This is a genomic window from Pseudomonas baetica, from assembly GCF_019733355.1.
Taxonomy (GTDB): Bacteria; Pseudomonadota; Gammaproteobacteria; order Pseudomonadales; family Pseudomonadaceae; genus Aquipseudomonas; species Aquipseudomonas baetica_A.
Genome location: NZ_JAIHLQ010000036.1, coordinates 42,459 through 61,006, shown reverse-complemented (window position 1 = coordinate 61,006; position 18,548 = coordinate 42,459). Strand labels below are relative to the sequence as shown.

Genomic DNA, 18,548 nt, shown 5'->3' with positions numbered 1-18,548 from the left:
GCGGTTGAGTTTGCCGTTGGCGGTCAATGGCAGTTGCGCCAGCAGCAACAGGTGCGCCGGGATCATGTGATCCGGCAGGTTTTCCTTGAGCTCGGCACGCACACGGTCGCGCCACTGCGCCTGTTCGGCCAGGCTGGCGTCGAGCAGCGCGGCATCGCTCGGCACCAGATACGCGACCAATTGCTGACCACTGAGGCCCGGCTGCGCCAGCACCACGGCTTGGCGCACCGCTGGTTGCTCCAGCAGTTGCGCTTCGATCTCGCCGAGTTCGATACGGAACCCGCGAATCTTCACCTGATGGTCGATTCGACCGACGTATTCAATGACCCCCTCAGCGCGATAACGCGCCAGGTCACCGGTGCGGTACAGACGCCCGCCGTCAGCGGAAAACGGATCGGGAATAAAGCGCAGGCTGGTTAGATCGGCACGGTTCAGATAACCCCGCGCAAGACCGGCACGCCCGATGTGCAACTCGCCGATACAGCCTTTGGCGACCGGGTTCAGGTCAGCGTCGAGCAAATACCACGACAGATCCGCGATCGGCTCGCCGATCGGGCTGCCGACATCGCCTTGCAGATCGGCCATCGACAATGGCCGGTAAGTCACGTGCACGGTGGTTTCGGTGATGCCGTACATGTTGATCAGTTGCGGTGCCTGATCGCCGAAACGTTCGAACCACGGGCGCAGGCTCTTGACCTCCAGCGCCTCGCCACCGAACACCACGTAACGCAGCGACGGCTGTAGAGTGGTGTGTTGCGGGGCGCACGCCACTTGCATCAATTGCTTGAACGCCGAGGGCGTCTGGTTCAGTACGGTAATGCCTTCGCGGCCGAGCAAAGCGTAGAAATCTTCCGGCGCACGGCTGACCTCGTAAGGCACCACCACCAGTTTGCCGCCGTACAGCAGCGCACCGAAAATCTCCCACACCGAGAAATCGAAGGCGTAGGAATGGAACAGGCTCCAGACATCGGTCGGACCAAAATCGAACCACGCACCCGTGGCTTCGAACAGGCGCAGCACGTTGCGATGCGCCAGCAAGGTGCCCTTCGGCTGGCCGGTCGAACCGGAGGTGTAGATCACATACGCCAGGTTGTCCGGGCTCATGCTGACCTGCGGGTTGCTGTCGCTGTAGCCTTCGAGACCGTCGCGGTCCTGATCGAGCATCAAACTGCGTACCGAGTCCGGCACCGGCAGACGATCAAGCAGATGGCTTTGGGTCAGCAGCAGGCCGATGCCGCTGTCGCCGATCATGTAGCTCAGGCGTTCTTGCGGGTAGCTCGGGTCCAGCGGCACGTAAGCGCCCCCGGCCTTTAGGATCGCCAACAGCCCGACCAGCATGTCGAGGCTGCGCTCCACCGCCAGACCGACGCGCACATCCGGGCCGACACCGTTGGCGATCAATTGGTGGGCCAGCTGATTGGCGCGGCTGTTGAGTTCGTCGTAGGTCAGCGTCTGTTCGCCGTAGGCCACGGCAATCGCTTGCGGTGCGCGGGCAGCCTGGGCTTCGATCAATTGATGCAGGCACCGCTCGCTGGGGAAATCGGCCAAGGCCGGGTTCCATTGCAGCAAGGTCTTCGCGCGTTCGGCAGCGTCGTGCAGCGGCAGTTCGGCAATGCGCTGACCGCTGTCGACGACGATGCCTTGCAGCAGATTCGTCCAGTGTTGCGCCAGGCGCGCGATGGTCGCGGCGTCGAACAAGTCGGTGGCGTAAGTCAGCTCGGCCCAGACGTTGTCGGTGGATTCGAAGGTGTTCAGGGTCAAGTCGAACTGTGCGGTGTTCGACGCCCAGTTCAGGCCTTCGATCTCGATGTTCGGCAAGCGTGTGGCGCCCTGAGCCTGACGGGCCTGGCTCTGGTGATTATGCAGCACCTGGAACAACGGACTGTGGCTGAGGCTGCGCTCCGGTTGCAGCGCATCGACCAGTTGCTCGAACGGCAGATCCTGATGAGTCTGGGCGCCGAGCACGGTGCTTTTCACTTGCTGCAGCAGGCTACGGAACGTCTGCTGGCTGTCGAATTCAGCTTTCAGCACCTGGGTGTTGACGAAGAAGCCGATCAGCCCTTCCGTCTCGACCCGGTTGCGGTTCGCCACCGGCACACCGACGCGGATATCGGCCTGACCGCTGTAGCGATGCAGCAAGGTCTGGAACGAGGCCAGCAACAGTGTGAACAGCGTGACGTTTTCACGCTGGGCAACCTGCTTGAGCGCAGACGCCAGTTCCAGGCTCAGCGGGATATCACGACGGGCGCCGCGATAGCTTTGTTCGGGCGGACGTGGGCGGTCGGTCGGCAGCTCCAGCAGCGGCTGATCGCCATCGCCCAGTTGCGCCGTCCAGTAGCTCAACTGACGCTCGCGTTCACCGGCGTCCATCCACTGCTTTTGCCACACCGCGTAGTCGGCGTATTGCACCGCCAGCGCCGGTAATTGCACGGCCTGCCCCTGGCTATAAGCGGCGTACAACGCCACCAGCTCATCGACCATGACGTTCATCGACCAGCCATCGGAAACGATGTGGTGCAAGGTGATGACCAGTGCGTGGTCGTCATCCGCCAGACGCAGCAATTTGACCCGCAGCAGCGGGCCTTGCTGGAGATTGAACAGGTGCAGGGTTTCTTCGGCGACCAGCGCTTGCAGCGCAGCCTCGTCCAGATCGGCGGCAACGTCCTGCACGTGCAGATCCAACGTGGCGAGGGCCTGAATCACTTGCAGGGTCTGGCCCTGCTCTTCGACGAAGCAGGTGCGCAGGGATTCGTGGCGCGCGATCAGGGCATCGAAGCTGCGCTGCAACGCCCCCAGATCCAGTTCACCGCGCAGACGCAACGCCGCCGGGACGTGATAGGCAGTGCTGGTCGGCTCCAGCTGCCAGAGGAACCATTGCCGTTCCTGAGCATAGGACAGCGCCAGCGGTTGCAGGCGCGGCAACGCGACAATTGGCGGTTCCTCAGTCGCCTGATCGACGCCCAGCGCAGCAACGAAATCTTCCAGCGTGCTGTGTTCGAACAGCGTACGCAGCGGCACCTGAACGTTCAGCGCCTGACGCACCCGCGAGACCACTTGGGTGACCAGTAAAGAGTGGCCGCCCAGTTCGAAGAAGTTATCGCCGAGGCCCACGCGATCCAGTTTCAGCACCGCTTGCCAGATCTCGGCGACGGTGTGCTGGGTGGCGGTTTGCGGTGCGCTGTAGGTCGATTGCAACTGGCTGGCGTCGGGCGCCGGCAAGGCTTTGCGATCCACTTTGCCGTTGGGGGTCAGCGGCAGTTGCGCGAGGAACAACAGGTGCGCCGGCACCATGTATTCCGGCAGTTCAGCCTTGAGGCTGGCCTTGAGCGCGGCGCGCAAATCGGCTTCCGAAACATCATTGACCAATGGCACCACGTAGCCCACCAGTTGCGGGCCGGTCGGGCCGTCCTGCGCGACCACAACGGTTTCGCGCACGCTGTCGAGCGCGAGCAAACGCGCTTCGATTTCACCCAGTTCAATACGCAAACCCCGGATTTTCACCTGATGGTCGATCCGCCCGATGTACTCGATCACGCCCTCGGCGCGATAGCGGGTCAGGTCGCCGGTGCGGTACAGACGCGCGCCGTTTTTCGCGAAAGGATCCGGCACAAAACGTTCGGCGGTCAGGCTTGGGCGCTGGAAATAACCACGGGCCAAACCGTCACCGCCAATCAGCAATTCACCCGGCGCGCCGAGCGGATTGAGCTCAAGGTCACTGCCGAGGATGTACAACGCGGTGTTGTCGATGGGCGTGCCGAGGAACGGACGGCTGTTGTCCGCACTCAGCGCATGTTGTGCTGACCAGATCGTCGTTTCGGTCGGGCCATAGAGGTTCCACACGCGTGGCGTCAGCGCCAGCATGCGCTGCGCCAGTTCCTGCGGCAGTGCTTCACCGCCACAGAGGAACGTGCGGCCGTTGAGGATCGCGGCGTGTTCGTTGTCCAGCAGCATGCGCCAGGTCGACGGCGTGGCTTGCAGCACACTGACGGCGTGACGCTCGATCAGTTCGAGCACCGCTTGCGGGTCTTGATGCACGTCCTTGCCGGTCAGCACCACGCAGGCGCCGGCCAGCAATGGGCCGTAGATTTCCAGACCAAAAATGTCGAACGAGAACGTGGTCAGCGACAGCATGCGATCAGTGGCCGCGATCCCTGGCTGCTTGATCATGCTCACGACAAAGTTGCTCAGGGCCGCGTGGCGCACCATCACGCCTTTCGGTTTACCGGTCGAACCCGAGGTGTAGATCGTATAGGCCAAATGCTCGCCGTTGACCGCCACGTCCGGCGCGGTCTGTGGATACGCCGCCAGCCAGTCGTGTGGCTGATCGAGCAACAGCGTCTGCACGCCCGTCGGGATCGGTAACTGCGCCTGCAAGTGCGACTGCGTCAGCAGCAATTGCAAACCACTGTCCTCGATCATGTAGGCCAGACGATCTTCCGGGTACGCCGGGTCCAGCGGCACATACGCACCACCCGCCTTGAGGATCGCCAGCAGGCCGACGATCATTTCGACGCTGCGCTCGACGGCGATGCCGACCAGTCGATCCGGGCCGACACCGGCCTCGATCAGTTTGTGCGCCAGTTGATTAGCCCGAGCATCCAGCTCGCCATAGGTCAGCACGTATGCGCCGATGATCAGCGCGGTGGCCTGCGGCGTTTGCTGTGCCTGCAAGGCGAAAGCCTGCTGCACGCACTCGGCCTGCGCGGTGTGATCGGCCACGCGTAACCAGTCCCGCAACAACACACCGTGTTCGGCACTGTCCAACAACGGCAATTCGCCGACGCGCTGAGTCGGTGCAGCCACGATGCCTTGCAGCAGATTCTGCCAGTGACGGGCAATGCGCTCGATGGTCTCAGGCTTGAACAGGTCAGTGGCGTAGATCAGCTCGGCGGCGAAACCGTCGTTGGATTCATAAGTATTGAGGGTCAGGTCGAACTGCGCGGTGCGCCCTTCCCACTGCACATCCTCGACGCTCAACTGCGGCAGTTGCACCGCGCCACGCCCCTGATCACGGCGGGTCTGGTGGTTGAACATCACCTGGAACACCGGGCTGTGGCTCAGGCTGCGCTCCGGTTGCAGCGCTTCGATCAATTGCTCGAACGGCAGATCCTGATGCGCCTGAGCATCCATCGCCGCTTGCTTGACCTGCGCCAGCAAGCGGTTGAACGGCAGTTGCCCGTTCACCTCGGCATTCAATACCTGAGTGTTGACGAAAAAGCCGATCAGGCCCTCCGTCTCGACGCGGTTACGGTTGGCCGTAGGCACACCGACGCGAATCTGCGCCTGGCCGCTGTAGCGATGCAGCAAGGCCTGGAACGACGCCAGCAACACCATGAACAGGCTCGCACCTTCGCGCTGGGCCAGATGTTTGAGGGCGTCGCCAAGGGCCGCCGGCAAGTCCAGTTCAAGCCGCGCACCGCGAAGACTCTGCACCGCCGGGCGGGGGAAATCGATCGGCAACTCCAGCACCGGCTGCTCGCCATCCAGCGTCTTGATCCAATAAGCCAGTTGCCGCTCACGCTCGCCCGCTTCCAGCCAGTGACGCTGCCAGATCGCGTAGTCGGCGTATTGCACGTCCAGCGCCGGCAGCGTCAACGGCTGCCCGCCGGTGTCGGCGGCGTAATGTTGGATCAGCTCATTGACCAGCACTTTGATCGACCAGCCATCGGAGATGATGTGGTGCTGGATCAGCACCAGCACATGATCGTCCTGCGCCACTTTCAGCAGCGCCACGCGCAGGAGCGGGCCCTGTTGCAGGTTGAACGGGCGCGCGGTTTCGCTTTCGACGAACGCCTTGACCGCAGCCTCTTCACCGGCGGCATCAAGGCCTTCGGGCAGCGGAACCAGACTGATGTTCAGCGGCAGTTGCGGATGGATCACCTGACAAAAGGTTTCGCCCTGCTCGGCGAAGGTCGTGCGCAAGCTTTCGTGACGCGCCGCCACGGCATTGAAGCTGCGTTCCAGCGCCGCCACCTCCAGCCGCCCCTTGAGGCGCAGGGCGCTGGGGATGTGATACGCGGTGCTGTGCGGGTCCATTTGCCACAGGAACAATTGACGTTCCTGAGCATACGACAGAGGAATCGCCGCAAACCCGGAACGTGTTTCCGGGATCGGCAGGTTGGCCGGAGAGACACCCTCTTCGAGCATCTTCTCCAGGTACAGCTTACGTTTGTCCAGCGGCAGAGTGATAAAGCGCTTGGCTACCCTCAAAGCAACACTCTTGTCCATCAGACTTCCTCCATATCGTCAAGCAGGGCTTCCAGCTTGCTCAGTTTCTGTTCGTTGATTGCCCCGCCTCCTGTATCGAGTCGAGCGACAAAGTCGCTCAGGACGGGGTGCTGGAATAACAGTTGCGGGGTCAGCGTCAGGCCCAGTTCAAGGGCCATGCGCGACACCACGTTGACCGCCAGCAGCGAGTGCCCGCCCAGTTCGAAGAAGTGATCGTTCAGGCCGATGCGTTGCACGTCGAGCACTTGCTGCCAGATCGCCGCGACCCGCTGCTCAAGCTCACTGTGCGGCGCGACATACGCGGCCTGCATCTGGCTGGCATCGACCGCAGGCAAGGCCTTGCGGTCGAGTTTGCCGTTGGGGGTCAGTGGCAACTGCTCAAGGAACAGCAGGTGCGCGGGAATCATGTAGTCAGGTAACGAAGACTTGAGGCCAGTCTTTAGTCCGTCGCGCAGGAGCCGCTGCGCTTCGCCGTCGTACAGATCCAGTGGTGGGGCGACCACATAGGCCACCAGTTGCGCGCCCGCCTCGCCTTCGACGGCCAGCACCGCCGCTTCGGTGACGGCCGGTTGGGCGAGCAATCGCGCCTCGATCTCCCCCAACTCGATGCGGAATCCACGAATTTTCACCTGATGGTCGATCCGGCCCATGTATTCCAGCTCGCCCTCTTCACGCTCGCGGATGAGGTCGCCGGTGCGGTACATGCGTTCGCCGTTATTGGCGAACGGGTTGGGCACAAAGCGTTCGGCTGTCATTGCTGCACGGCCCAGATAGCCGCGCGTGATGCCGGCACCGGACAGGTACAGTTCGGCCGACGCTCCTTGCGGGACAGCGTGCAAATCAGCGTCGAGCAAATGGCCGGCGCTGTGGTCGAGGGCACGACCGATGCGTGCCTGACCACCGGCACTGCGGCGAGTCCAGGTCGAATAGGTGGTGTCTTCCGACGGGCCGTACAGGTCGTAGACATGCTCGACCGTCGACTGCTGATACAACGCATCCACCAACCCTTGTTTTAGCGGCTCACCCGCCAGATTGATGATCCGCACGCTCGGCGGAATCTGCCCGGCGCGCTGCAATGCAGCAATGGCTGACGGCACGGTGTTGATCAGGCGCACCTGATCGCGCGCCGGCAAATGCGGCAGTTCCAGAGCATTACGGGCGATGATCAGCGAGCCGCCGTTGGCCAGTGTGACGAACAGCTCCCACACCGACAGATCGAAGCACACCGAGGTCGAAGCCAGCACGCCTTGAATATCGTCGCGGTTGTAGACCTTGGCCGACCAGTCGATCAACGCCATGACGTTGCGATGGGCAATCGCCACGCCTTTTGGCGTGCCGGTGGAGCCGGAGGTGTAGATCACGTAGGCGAGGTTGTCTGGAACGACCGATGTTAGCGGTGCACTGCTCGGATAACCGCTCAACAACACCTGATCCAGCAGCAACACTTGCGTTTCGCCAGGTACCGTCAGGGTCGCGGCGACCGCTTGCTCGGTCAGCAACACCCGCGCACGGCTGTCCTCCAGCATGTACGCGACACGATCCGCCGGGTAATCCGGGTCCAGCGGCACATACGCACCACCGGCCTTCAACACCGCCAGCAAGGCAATGAGCAACTGCTCGGAACGCGGCATCGCCGCGCCCACGCGCACTTCCGGGCCAACACCGAGTTCGATCAGTTTGTGCGCCAAGCGGTTGGCTTGCGCGTCGAGTTCGGCGTACGTCAGTTGCGTGCTGCCAAAGGTCACCGCTAGCGCATCCGGCGTCGCCGCCACCTGACGGGCAATGCCGTGATGAATGCACAGATCGGTGACGAAATCGGCATCGACGCTCGGGACGCTTTCGATCAGATTCAACTCACTGAGTGACCGCTCGCCCGCCTCGGTCATCTGGCTCAGCAGACGCTGCAAATGCGCGCCCAACTGCGCCACGCTGGCGTCGGCAAAGCTGTCGCGCTGATAGCTGAAATGCACCGTCAGTTGCGTGCTCATGTTTACCAGCAGGGTCAGCGGATAGTTGGTCTGCTCCTGATTGGCCACCGCGCCGAAACGCAAGCCTTGCGGCGCGCCACGTTCCAGCGCGTCGGCAATCGGGTAGTTCTCGAACACCATCAGGCTGTCGAACAGCGCATCACCGCCCTGCCCGGCCCAACGCTGAATATCCGCCAGTGGTGTGTGTTCGAACTCGCGCGAAGCCAGATTCTGCGCCTGCACGCCTTGCAGCCAACTGGCCAGACTCTGCTGCGCTTGCGGCGCAGCAACCACCGGCAAGGTATTGATGAACAGGCCGATCTGCGCTTCGGCACCCGGCAGATCCGCCGGACGCCCGGCGACGGTGGCGCCGAAAGCGACACAGTCTTTGCCGGTATAACGCTGCAACAGCAACAGCCAAGCGGCTTGCACCACGGTGTTGACCGTGACTTTCGCGGCCCGGGCGAATTCGCCCAAACGCTGCGTCAGATTGACGTCGAGTACTTGGTAGTGATCGCCATAACCGACGCTTGGCAAACCGTACTGCGGCCGCGCGATGGCATTGGCCAGGCGCGTTGGCTCTTGCAGGTTGTGCAGCGTCGCCAGCCAGTAGGCTTCGGCCGCCGCCGCATCCTGGCGTTGTAGCCAGCCGATGTAATCGCGATAGCGGCCCGCCGGACGCGCCACCGCTTCGCCGCGATAATGCTGCAACACTTCGCCGAGCAACTGCGCGCTGCTCCAGCCGTCCATCAGGATGTGGTGGTTGGTGTAAATCAGGTGATGACGATCCGTCGCGGTGCGCACCAGCACCAGACGCAGCAGCGGCGCACAGATCAAATCCAGACCCTGTGCGCGCTCTTCGTCGGCGAGGGTTTGCAGCGCCGCGTTCAGCCCGGTTTTGCCGTGCCAGTCGAGCACGCTGAATGGCACTTCAACCTGGCGCTGCACCACTTGCACCGGTTGCGGCAGATCGCCCTGCCAGAAAAACCCGGTGCGCAGAATGTCATGGGCATCCACCACCGCTTGCCACGCCGCTTGGAAGCGTTGCGGATCGACGCCGTCGACGTCCAGGCGCATCTGGTTGATGTAGTTGCCGTTGCCATGTTCGAGCAACGTATGGAACAGCATGCCCTGCTGCATCGGCGACAGCGGGTAGATGTCATCGATGCTTTGCGGTTCGAGCACCAGCGCATCGAGTTGCGCCTGCGACAGTTGCGCCAGCGGGAAGTCTGACGGCGTCACGCCACGGTTGGCGTTGTCGCAGCAATGGCCGATCAGCACAGTCAATTCCTGCACGTAGTCATCGGCCAGACGCTGGATGGTCGCCGCGTCGAACATCGCGCCGCTGTAGGTCCAGCTCAGATCCAGTTCGCCGCCAAAGACTTTGCCGTTCAGCGCCAGCGGATTGCCCAACGGGCCTTGCAGATTGACTTCGGCACCGCCGGACTCGCTGGTCGGCACGAACAGGGCTTCGGCGGCGGCATCGAAACTGCCGTCGAACTGGCCCAGATAGTTGAAGGTCAGGCGTGGTGTCGGCAAGGCTTGCAAGGCTTGGCGAGCCAGCTCATCGCCCAGATGCGCGAGCGCGCCGAAGCCAATGCCTTTGTGCGGAATCGCCCGCAGTTGTTCCTTGACCTGCTTGAGCGATGCGCCCGGCTCAGCAACCGGCGACAGGCGCGCCGGGAACACACTGGTGAACCAGCCGACGGTGCGCGTCAGGTCGACGCTGTCGAACAGGTCTTCGCGACCGTGGCCTTCGAGCAAAACCAGCGCGTGGTCGGCACCGGTCCAGCGCACCATCACCCGCGCCAGAGCGGTCAGCAGCAGATCGTTGACCTGCGTGCGATAAGCCGCCGGGGCATCGTGCAATAACTGACGGGTCAGGGTCTGGTCCAGTTTGCTGCGAATGGTCAGCGCCTGATCGTGTTGCTGCCCACCGTCGGGACGGTCGAAAGGCAACGTCGCCGATGCACCTTGCAACTGTTGCTGCCAGAAGCCCAGTTCAGACTGCAACGCAGGCGTGGCGGCGTATTCCTGCAAGGCCTGCGCCCAGGCTTTGACCGCATGGGTCTTGGCCAGCAACTGCACGGCATTGCCCGTAGCGATCTGCCGGTAAGCGTTTTGCAGATCTTCAAACAGAATCCGCCACGACACGCCATCGACCACCAGATGATGGACGATCAGCAGCAGGCGTTGACTGCCATCGGCCAGGTTCGCCAGCACCGCGCGAATCAGCGAGCCACCGCTCAGTTGCAGGCTACGCTGGGCCTTGTCGCCCAATGCCTCAAGGGCTGCGAGGTCGGCGACCTCGACTTGCCAGAGAATGGTTTCACCTGCTTGCGTGGCGATGTCGCGGTAGTTCGCGATCCAGCCGTCAGCCTGCTCGACAAAGTCCAGGCGCAGGCTGTCGTGGTGCAGCACCAGCGCGTCCAGCGCTTGCTCCAACAAGTGGCCATCGAGCGCCTGATTCGGCTTGAGCATCACCGACTGGTTCCAGTGATGACGGTCGGGAATCGCCTGAGCGAAGAATTCCTGATGAATCGGCAACAGTGCCGTGTGGCCGGTCACCGGTTGCTGATCGATCACTTGCAGCGCTTCGCCCGTCTGCGCGACAACCGCCAGCGCCTGGATGGTCTGGTGCTGGAACAGGTCTTTGGGCGTGAAGCGAATGCCGGCCTGCCGCGCACGGCTGACCACTTGAATGGAAATGATCGAGTCGCCGCCCAGCTCAAAGAAGTTGTCGCTGATGCCGACCTGCCCAAGCTTAAGCACGTCTTGCCAGATCGTCGCCAATTGTTGCTCCAGCGCATTCTGCGGAGCGACATAGGTCTGTTGCAGTTGACTGACATCCGGCTTCGGCAGGTTCTTGCGGTCGAGCTTGCCGTTTGGCGTCAGCGGCATGCGCTCCAGACGCAAGACATACGCCGGCACCATGTGCGCCGGCAAGATGGCCTTGAGCTGCGCACGCAGGTCTTCGGTGAAGTCCGCGCGGGCAGAATCGCCCACCACATAGGCGACCAGACGCTTGCCGCTACCCGCACTGCCTTCCTGGGCCACGACCACGGCTTCGCGCACACCGTCGAGCGCTTGCAAGGCGGCTTCGACTTCGCCGAGCTCAATGCGGAAACCGCGGATCTTCACTTGATTGTCGATGCGGTCCAGATAGTCGAATGTGCCGTCGACGCGCTGGCGAACGAGGTCACCGGTGCGATAAAGCAAGCCGCCAGGGCTGCTGAACGGGTCAGCGACAAAACGCTCGGCGGTCAGCCCCGGACGGTTCAGGTAACCGCGGGCCAGACCCGTGCCGCCCAGATACAACTCACCGGCCATGCCTTGCGGCAGCAGGTTCAGGTCGGCGTCGAGCACGTAGGCGCTGCGGTCACCGATGCGGCTGCCGATTGGCGCGTAAGCGGCGCCGCACGGCACATCGCGGCCGGCCTTCCAGATCAGCGGCGTGACCACGGTTTCGGTCGGGCCGTAGCCGTTGATGATGAAGTCCGGATCGAGCGCCCGTTTGACCCGCTCGAAACTGGCGTTCGGTACCGCGTCGCCGCCAAAGCAGTAGATGCGCACGTTGGGTGGACTGCCCACACGCTCGGCGTGTTCGGCCAGTTGTTGCAGGTACACCGGCGGGAACGCGACCACGGTCACGCCATGCTCAATCATGGCGTTGTAGGTTTGCTCCGGTGTCCACAGGCTGTCGTCGCGGATCAGCAACGAGGCGCCGTGGGTCAGGCTGGTCAGCCAGCGCTCATGGGCGCCGTCGAAGGCGAACGACATGAAGTGGAATTCGCAATCGCTGTCGCGCATTTCATAACGCTGACCGATGGCCTGGCAATGCATCGCCAAGGGGCCGTGAGCGACGCTGACGCCTTTCGGATTCCCGGTGGAGCCGGAGGTGTAAATCACATACGCGAGGTTGTGCGGATCGAGCTGCACGGGCGGCGCGGTGATCGGCCATTCGCACAAGTCGAGGCGATCGAGTTCAAGCAGCGGCACCGATTCGGCCAGGGGCAATTGCGCCGACACCGACGCATCGCTGATCAGCAGCGCCAGCCCGGAATCCTCGATCAGATAGGCCAGGCGTTCACGCGGATAACGGGTGTCCAGCGGCACGTAAGCGCCGCCAGCCTTGAGCACCGCCAGCAATGCGACGATCACCGCCTCACTGCGCGGCAGGGCCACACCGACGCGGGTTTCCGCGCCGACGCCACGGGCGATCAGCGCGTGGGCCAATTGGTTGGCACGCTGATCGATTTCGCCATAGCTGAAGCGCCGACCGTTGAAGATCACCGCCGTGCGTTGCGGATTTTCGTCGGCCAGCGCGGCAATACGCTGATGCACGCCGATGTCCACCGGGTACGGTTGCGGATGGTTTTCGGCTTGCTGGCGCGCCTGCTCTTCAGCGCTGGCCAGGCCGATTTCGCCGAGGTTGCGCTCAGCCGATGCGGCAAACTGCTCAAGCAATTGCAGCAGGTGCGCACTGATACCTTCGATCACTTCACTGGCGAACTGGCCACGGTCGAAGCTGTAATGCAGGGCCAATTGCTGGCCGAGCGTCACCGCTACGCTGAGCGCGTAATGCGTCTGCTCCAGATTGCCCACATCACCGAACACCAGCCCCTGCCCGGCCTGACTCAGCGCCTGGGTAACCGGGTAGTTTTCGAACACCAGAATGTTGTCGAACAGCGCTTCGCCACCCTGCCCGGCCCAGCGCTGGATGTCCGCCAACGGCGTGTGTTCGAAGTCGCGCAGGCTAAGGTTCTGCGCCTGCACTGCTTGCAGCCATTGGCCGACGGTTTGATCCGGACGCGGCGCACCGATGACCGGCAAGGTGTTGATGAACAAACCGACCTGCTGCTCGATGCCCGGCAGATCCGCCGGACGCCCGGCCACGGTCGCGCCGAACGCCACCGCTTCGTGACCGGTGTAGCGTTGCAGCAACAGCAGCCAAGCCGCTTGCACCAAGGTGTTGACGGTGACTTTCTGCTGACGGGCAAACGCTTCCAGTGCCTGGGTGTGTGACACGTCCAGCGTCAAGTAATGATCGCCGTGACCGCTGAGGTTTTCCCCGCCGGTGGCGGCGCGGGCCAGTCGGGTCGGCTCTTGCAGCGCAGCGAGTTGTTCGCTCCAGAAGTCCTGACTGAGTTGACTGTCCTGCCGTTGCAGCCAGGCAATGTAATCGCGATAACGTCCACCGCCGCTTACCGGCGTACGGCCGCCGTAACGCTGCAAGACTTCGCCAAGCAACTGCGAGTTGCTCCAGCCGTCCATCAGGATGTGGTGATGGGTGTAAATCAGGTGCCATTGCTCGGCGCCGGTCTGCACCAGCACCAGTCGCAGCAATGGCGCGCAGGTCAGATCAAAGCCTTGCTGACGTTCGGCATCGGCCAACGCTGCAAGAGCGGCTGGTTGATCGTCGCGGCTGCGCCAGTCCAGAGTGGTGAACGGCAATTTCACCTGCTTGTGCACGATCTGCACCGGTTGCGTCAGTTCGCCCTGCCAGACGAAACCGCTGCGCAGAATATCCTGCGCGTCGACGGTGGCCTGCCATGCGGCGCGGAAACGCTCGGGATCAATGCCTTGCACATCGACGCGCAACTGGTTGATGTACTCCCCCCCCGCTTGCTCGTAGAGGGTGTGGAACAGCAAACCCTGCTGCATCGGCGACAGTGGATAAAGGTCATCGAGCTGACCGGCCGGCACCGGCAGTGCATCGAGTTGCGCCTGCGTGACCTGCGCCAGCGGGAAGTCCGACGGCGTCGCTTGCGCGGTTTGCAGGGTGCAGCAATGTTCGATCAGCGCGTGCAACTCGACGGCGTATTGATCCACCAGTTTCTGTACGGTTGCGCCGTCGAACATCTCGCGGCTGAACCCCCAACTCATCGACAGTTCGCCGCCATACACCTGACCTTCCACGGTCAGCCAGTTGGCCAGCGGCGCCTCTGAATCCTGCGCGACGCCGCTGGTTTCGGCGGACGGCACGAACAGCGCCGCCTCGTCGAACTGACGATCAAACTGGCCGAGATAGTTGAAGGTAATGCGCGGCTGTGGCAGCGCCTCAAGTTCGGCGCGTACCGACGGCGCCGCGAGATAACGCAGCACGCCATAGCCCAGACCTTTGTCCGGCACCGCGCGCAGTTGCTCCTTGATCGACTTGATCGAACCGTCGAGATCGTCGGCGGCAATCAGATTTACCGCGAACAGGCTGGTGAACCAGCCCACGGTGCGACTCAGGTCGATGTCATCGAACAGATCTTCGCGACCATGCCCCTCCATCTCGATCAGCGTGCCCGGTTGCTCGCTCCAGCGGCTGATGGTGCGCGCCAGTGCAGTGAGCAGCAGATCGTTGACCTGCGTGCGATACGCTGCCGGCGCCTGTTGCAACAGTTGACGGGTGCGCTCGGCGTCGAGGCGCCATTGGATTTTCTCGCCATGCCGGTTCTGCAGGCTGCCATCCGGACGCTCGCACGGCAGATCCCGGGCATCCTGATGCTGGGTTTTCCAATAGCTCAGTTGGTCGTCGAAGCGCGACGCTGCGCTTTCGAGGCGTGCTGTCCAGCTCTGAAAGGCACTGGTTTTTGCCGGCAATTGAATGCCGCCGCCCGCCGCCAGTTGCTCATAGGCCTGCTGCACATCTTCCAGCAGCACTCGCCAGGAAACCCCATCCACCACCAAGTGATGAATGATCAGCGCCAGACGCTGGCTGCCATCGGCCAGCGTGACCAGCAACGCGCGCAGCAGCGGGCCGTTGCGCAGATCAAGACTGCGCTGGGCCTCGTTGCATAAGGCGTTCAACTGCTCGACAGAGTCGGCGTCGCGCTGCCACAGCCCAGCGCTTTCAACCCGCGGGCCATGGCTTTGCTGCCAGCCTTCGGCGTTTTCGACGAAGCGCAGGCGCAGGGCATCGTGGTGGTTGATCATGTGCGCTAGCGCGGTATCGAGCCACTGAGCGTTCAAAGTGGCGCGCGGGGTCAGCAGCAGCGACTGGTTCCAGTGCTCACGCACCGGCATCGCATGGCTGAAGAAGTGTTGCTGGATCGGCCCGAGTACGGCGTCGCCGGTCACTGGCCCTTGATCCACCGACGTCTGGCTGTCCAGCGTGGCGACCAGCGCGAGGCTGCGCACGGTCTGATACTGGAACAGATCACGCGGACTGACGCGAATCCCGACCTGTCGTGCGCGGCTGACCACTTGAATAGAGATGATCGAGTCGCCGCCCAGCTCGAAGAAGTTGTCTTCGAGGCCGACGCGCTCAAGACCGAGCACGTCGGCCCAGATCGCCGCCAGGGCTTTTTGCATCGTGTCCTGCGGCGCAACGAAGGCTTGCTGCGGCGCGGCGTCAGGTTGCGGCAGGGCCTTGCGATCCAGTTTGCCGTTGGCGGTGACCGGCAGTGTGGCCAGGGTCATCAGGTAGGTCGGCACCATGAACTCCGGCAGACTGCCGAGCAGCCAGGCTTTGACGTCCTGCTGCCATTGCTCGTCCGGCTGAGTATTTTCCAGCACCAGATAAGCCACCAGATGCTTGCCGCCCTGCACCAGAACCACGGCCTCACGCACCAACGAGTGCTGCATCAGGCGCGTTTCGATTTCACCGAGTTCAATGCGCAAACCGCGCAGTTTCACCTGATGGTCGAGACGGCCCAGGTACTCGATCACGCCGTCAGTTCGCTGACGCACACGGTCACCGGTACGGTACAGGCGCGCGCCCTCATGGAACGGGCACGGCACAAAACGTTCGGCGGTCAGTGCCGGACGCTGGTGATAACTGCGCGCCAGCCCCGCTCCGCCCAGGTACAGTTCGCCGGCCACGCCAGTTGGCACCGGCAACAGTTCGGCGTCGAGCACATGGGTGCGCAGGTTGGCGATCGGACGACCGATCGGCACGCTGTCGGCGCCTTCGTCGACGCAGGTCCAGTGGGTGACGTCGATGGCCGCTTCAGTCGGGCCGTAGAGGTTGTAGAGGCCGGCATTCGGCAGTTTGGCGAAGACTTGCAGTTGCGCATCCAGTGGTAATGCTTCACCGCTGCACACGATGCGTTTGAGGCCGGCGCACGTTTCGACGCCCGGCTCGTGAATAAACGCCTGCAACATCGATGGCACAAAATGCAGCGTAGTAATGCGGTGGCGGTTAATGGTGTCGATCATCTGCCGCGGATCACGGTGCGCCCCAGGCGCAGCGACGACCAGACGCGCACCGCTGAGCAGCGGCCAGAAGAACTCCCAGACCGATACGTCGAAGCTGAAAGGGGTTTTCTGCAGCACCGAATCACTGGCGTCCAGAGCGTAAGCTTCCTGCATCCAGCACAAGCGGTTGACCAGCGCGGCATGACTGTTGCCGGCCCCCTTGGGCTTGCCGGTGGAACCGGAGGTGTAAATCACGTACGCAAGATTCAACGGATCAACGCTGACCTCGGGACGGCTTTCACTGTAGCCGTCGAGCAGGCCCGGCTGATCCAGCGTAATGACTTTGACGCCGTCAGTCGGCAGCGATGTCAACAGCGCCGCTTGGGTCAACAGCAAGGTGATGCCGCTGTCCTCGATCATGTAGGCCAGACGTTCCTGCGGATACTCCGGGTCCAGCGGCACATAGGCACCACCAGCCTTGAGGATGGCCAGCAGGCCGACGACCATCTCTAGGGAGCGTTGGGCGCAGATGCCGACCAGACTGTCGGCCCGCACGCCCTGCTCACGCAGCAGGTGCGCCAGACGATTGGCCCGGGCATCCAGCTCGACGTAGCTCAAAGTCTGCTCACCAAACACCAGCGCTGGCGCATTCGGCGTACGCGCAACCTGTGCTTCGATCAGTTGATGGATAGGCTGCTCGATAGGGTAAGCAACCGAAGTGTCGTTCCAGAGGTGCACCAGCGCGTGCTGTTCATCCGCCTCCAGCAGCGGCAACTCGCCAACCCGCTGCGATGGATCAGCGACCATCGCTGCCAGCAATCGCAGCCAATGACGCGCCATGCGTTCGATGGTCTTGGCGTCGAACAGGTCGCTGGCGTAGGTCAGCGCGGCGTGCAGCTTGCCACCCTTCTCGTAGGTATCCAGGGTCAGGTCGAACTGCGTGGTACGACTCTGCCAGTCGAGACTGTCCAGCAACAGGCCCGATGCAGTGCTGATGTTGGCGATATCGGCCACTTGCGGCTGGTGGTTGTACATCACCTGGAACAGTGGCGTGTGGCTGAGGCTGCGTTCCAGTTTCAGCGCTTCGACCAGTTGCTCGAACGGCAGATCCTGATGCGCCTGGGCGCCAAGCGCCGTTTCCTTGATCGCGCATAGCAACTCATCGACTCGAGTTTGCCCATCCACCTGCGTGCGCAATACCTGGGTGTTGACGAAGAAACCGATCAAGCCTTCGACTTCGCCGCGATTACGGTTGGCGATGGGCACACCGACGCGGATATCAGTCTGGCCGGTATACCGGTGCAGCAGCGCGTTAAAGGCGCCGAGCAAAAACATGAACAAGGTGACCTGATGCTGCTGCGCGGTGTTGCGCAGTTGCTCGGCCAACTGAGCGTCGACGGCAAATTCGTAGCGGGTACCGCGATAGCTCGGCACCGCCGGGCGCGAATGATCCAGCGGCAATTCCAGTACCGGATGTTCGTCGCCCAGTTGCGCCTGCCAGTAGTCGAGTTGGCGCGCCTGCTCCCCCGCCTCCAGCCAGCGGCGTTGCCACAGGGCATAGTCGCTGTACTGAATCGGCAGCGGTGCCAGTAGCGGCTTCTGATCGCCATCGAACGCGTCGTAGCAGCGGATGAATTCATCGATCAGCACGTTCATCGACCAGCCATCGGAGACGATGTGGTGCAAGGTCAGCAACAGGACGTGTTCCTGCTCCGCGAGTTTGAGCACATTGACCCGCAGCAGCGGACCGACTGCCAGATCGAACGGCAGCACCGATTGTTGCTCGGCGGCGTAAACCACAGCCTGCTCGCGTTCGGCCTGCGGCAGCGCGCTGAAATCTTCGCGGGCAATCACCAGCGGTGCGCTGGCCGGCACTTGCAGCAGGCGGTCATCGGCCTGGCGCTGGAACACCGTGCGCAGGGTTTCGTGACGCTCGACCAGACTGGCGAAGGCTTGCTCCAGCGCCGCCACATTCAGGCGCCCACTCAGACGCACTGCGCCCGGCAAGTTGTAGGCGCCACTCTGCGGATCGAGTTGCCAGAGAAACCACATGCGCCGCTGCGCGTAGGACAACGCCTGACGATCCTCGGCCTCGATGCCGGCGGGGATCGGAAACCGGGCGAAATCCACGCCCTCCTTTTGCAAAGCCGCAAGGAACATCTGGCGTTTTTCCAGCGGCAGCCCGATAAACCGGCGAGCAAGTTTCAAGGAGTCTTCAGCATTCAT

2 protein-coding genes (1 of these 2 only partly in view) are annotated in these 18,548 nt (G+C 62.8%); both read right to left on the bottom strand.

Going from position 1 to position 18,548, the window contains the following annotated elements; all coding sequences use genetic code 11:
* On the bottom strand, window positions 1-6,228 hold the 5' end (the start) of the coding sequence (locus K5E40_RS26355; RefSeq protein ID WP_221733308.1) for a non-ribosomal peptide synthase/polyketide synthase. It extends 8,763 nt beyond the left edge of the window; the window shows 6,228 of its 14,991 coding nt (coding positions 1-6,228); it begins with the start codon at window positions 6,226-6,228; its stop codon lies off the left edge, out of view.
* Window positions 6,228-18,548, bottom strand: a complete 12,321-nt coding sequence (locus K5E40_RS26350) for a non-ribosomal peptide synthetase (protein WP_221733307.1) — start codon at window positions 18,546-18,548, stop codon at window positions 6,228-6,230. The genes K5E40_RS26355 and K5E40_RS26350 overlap by 1 nt, the downstream gene beginning before the upstream one ends.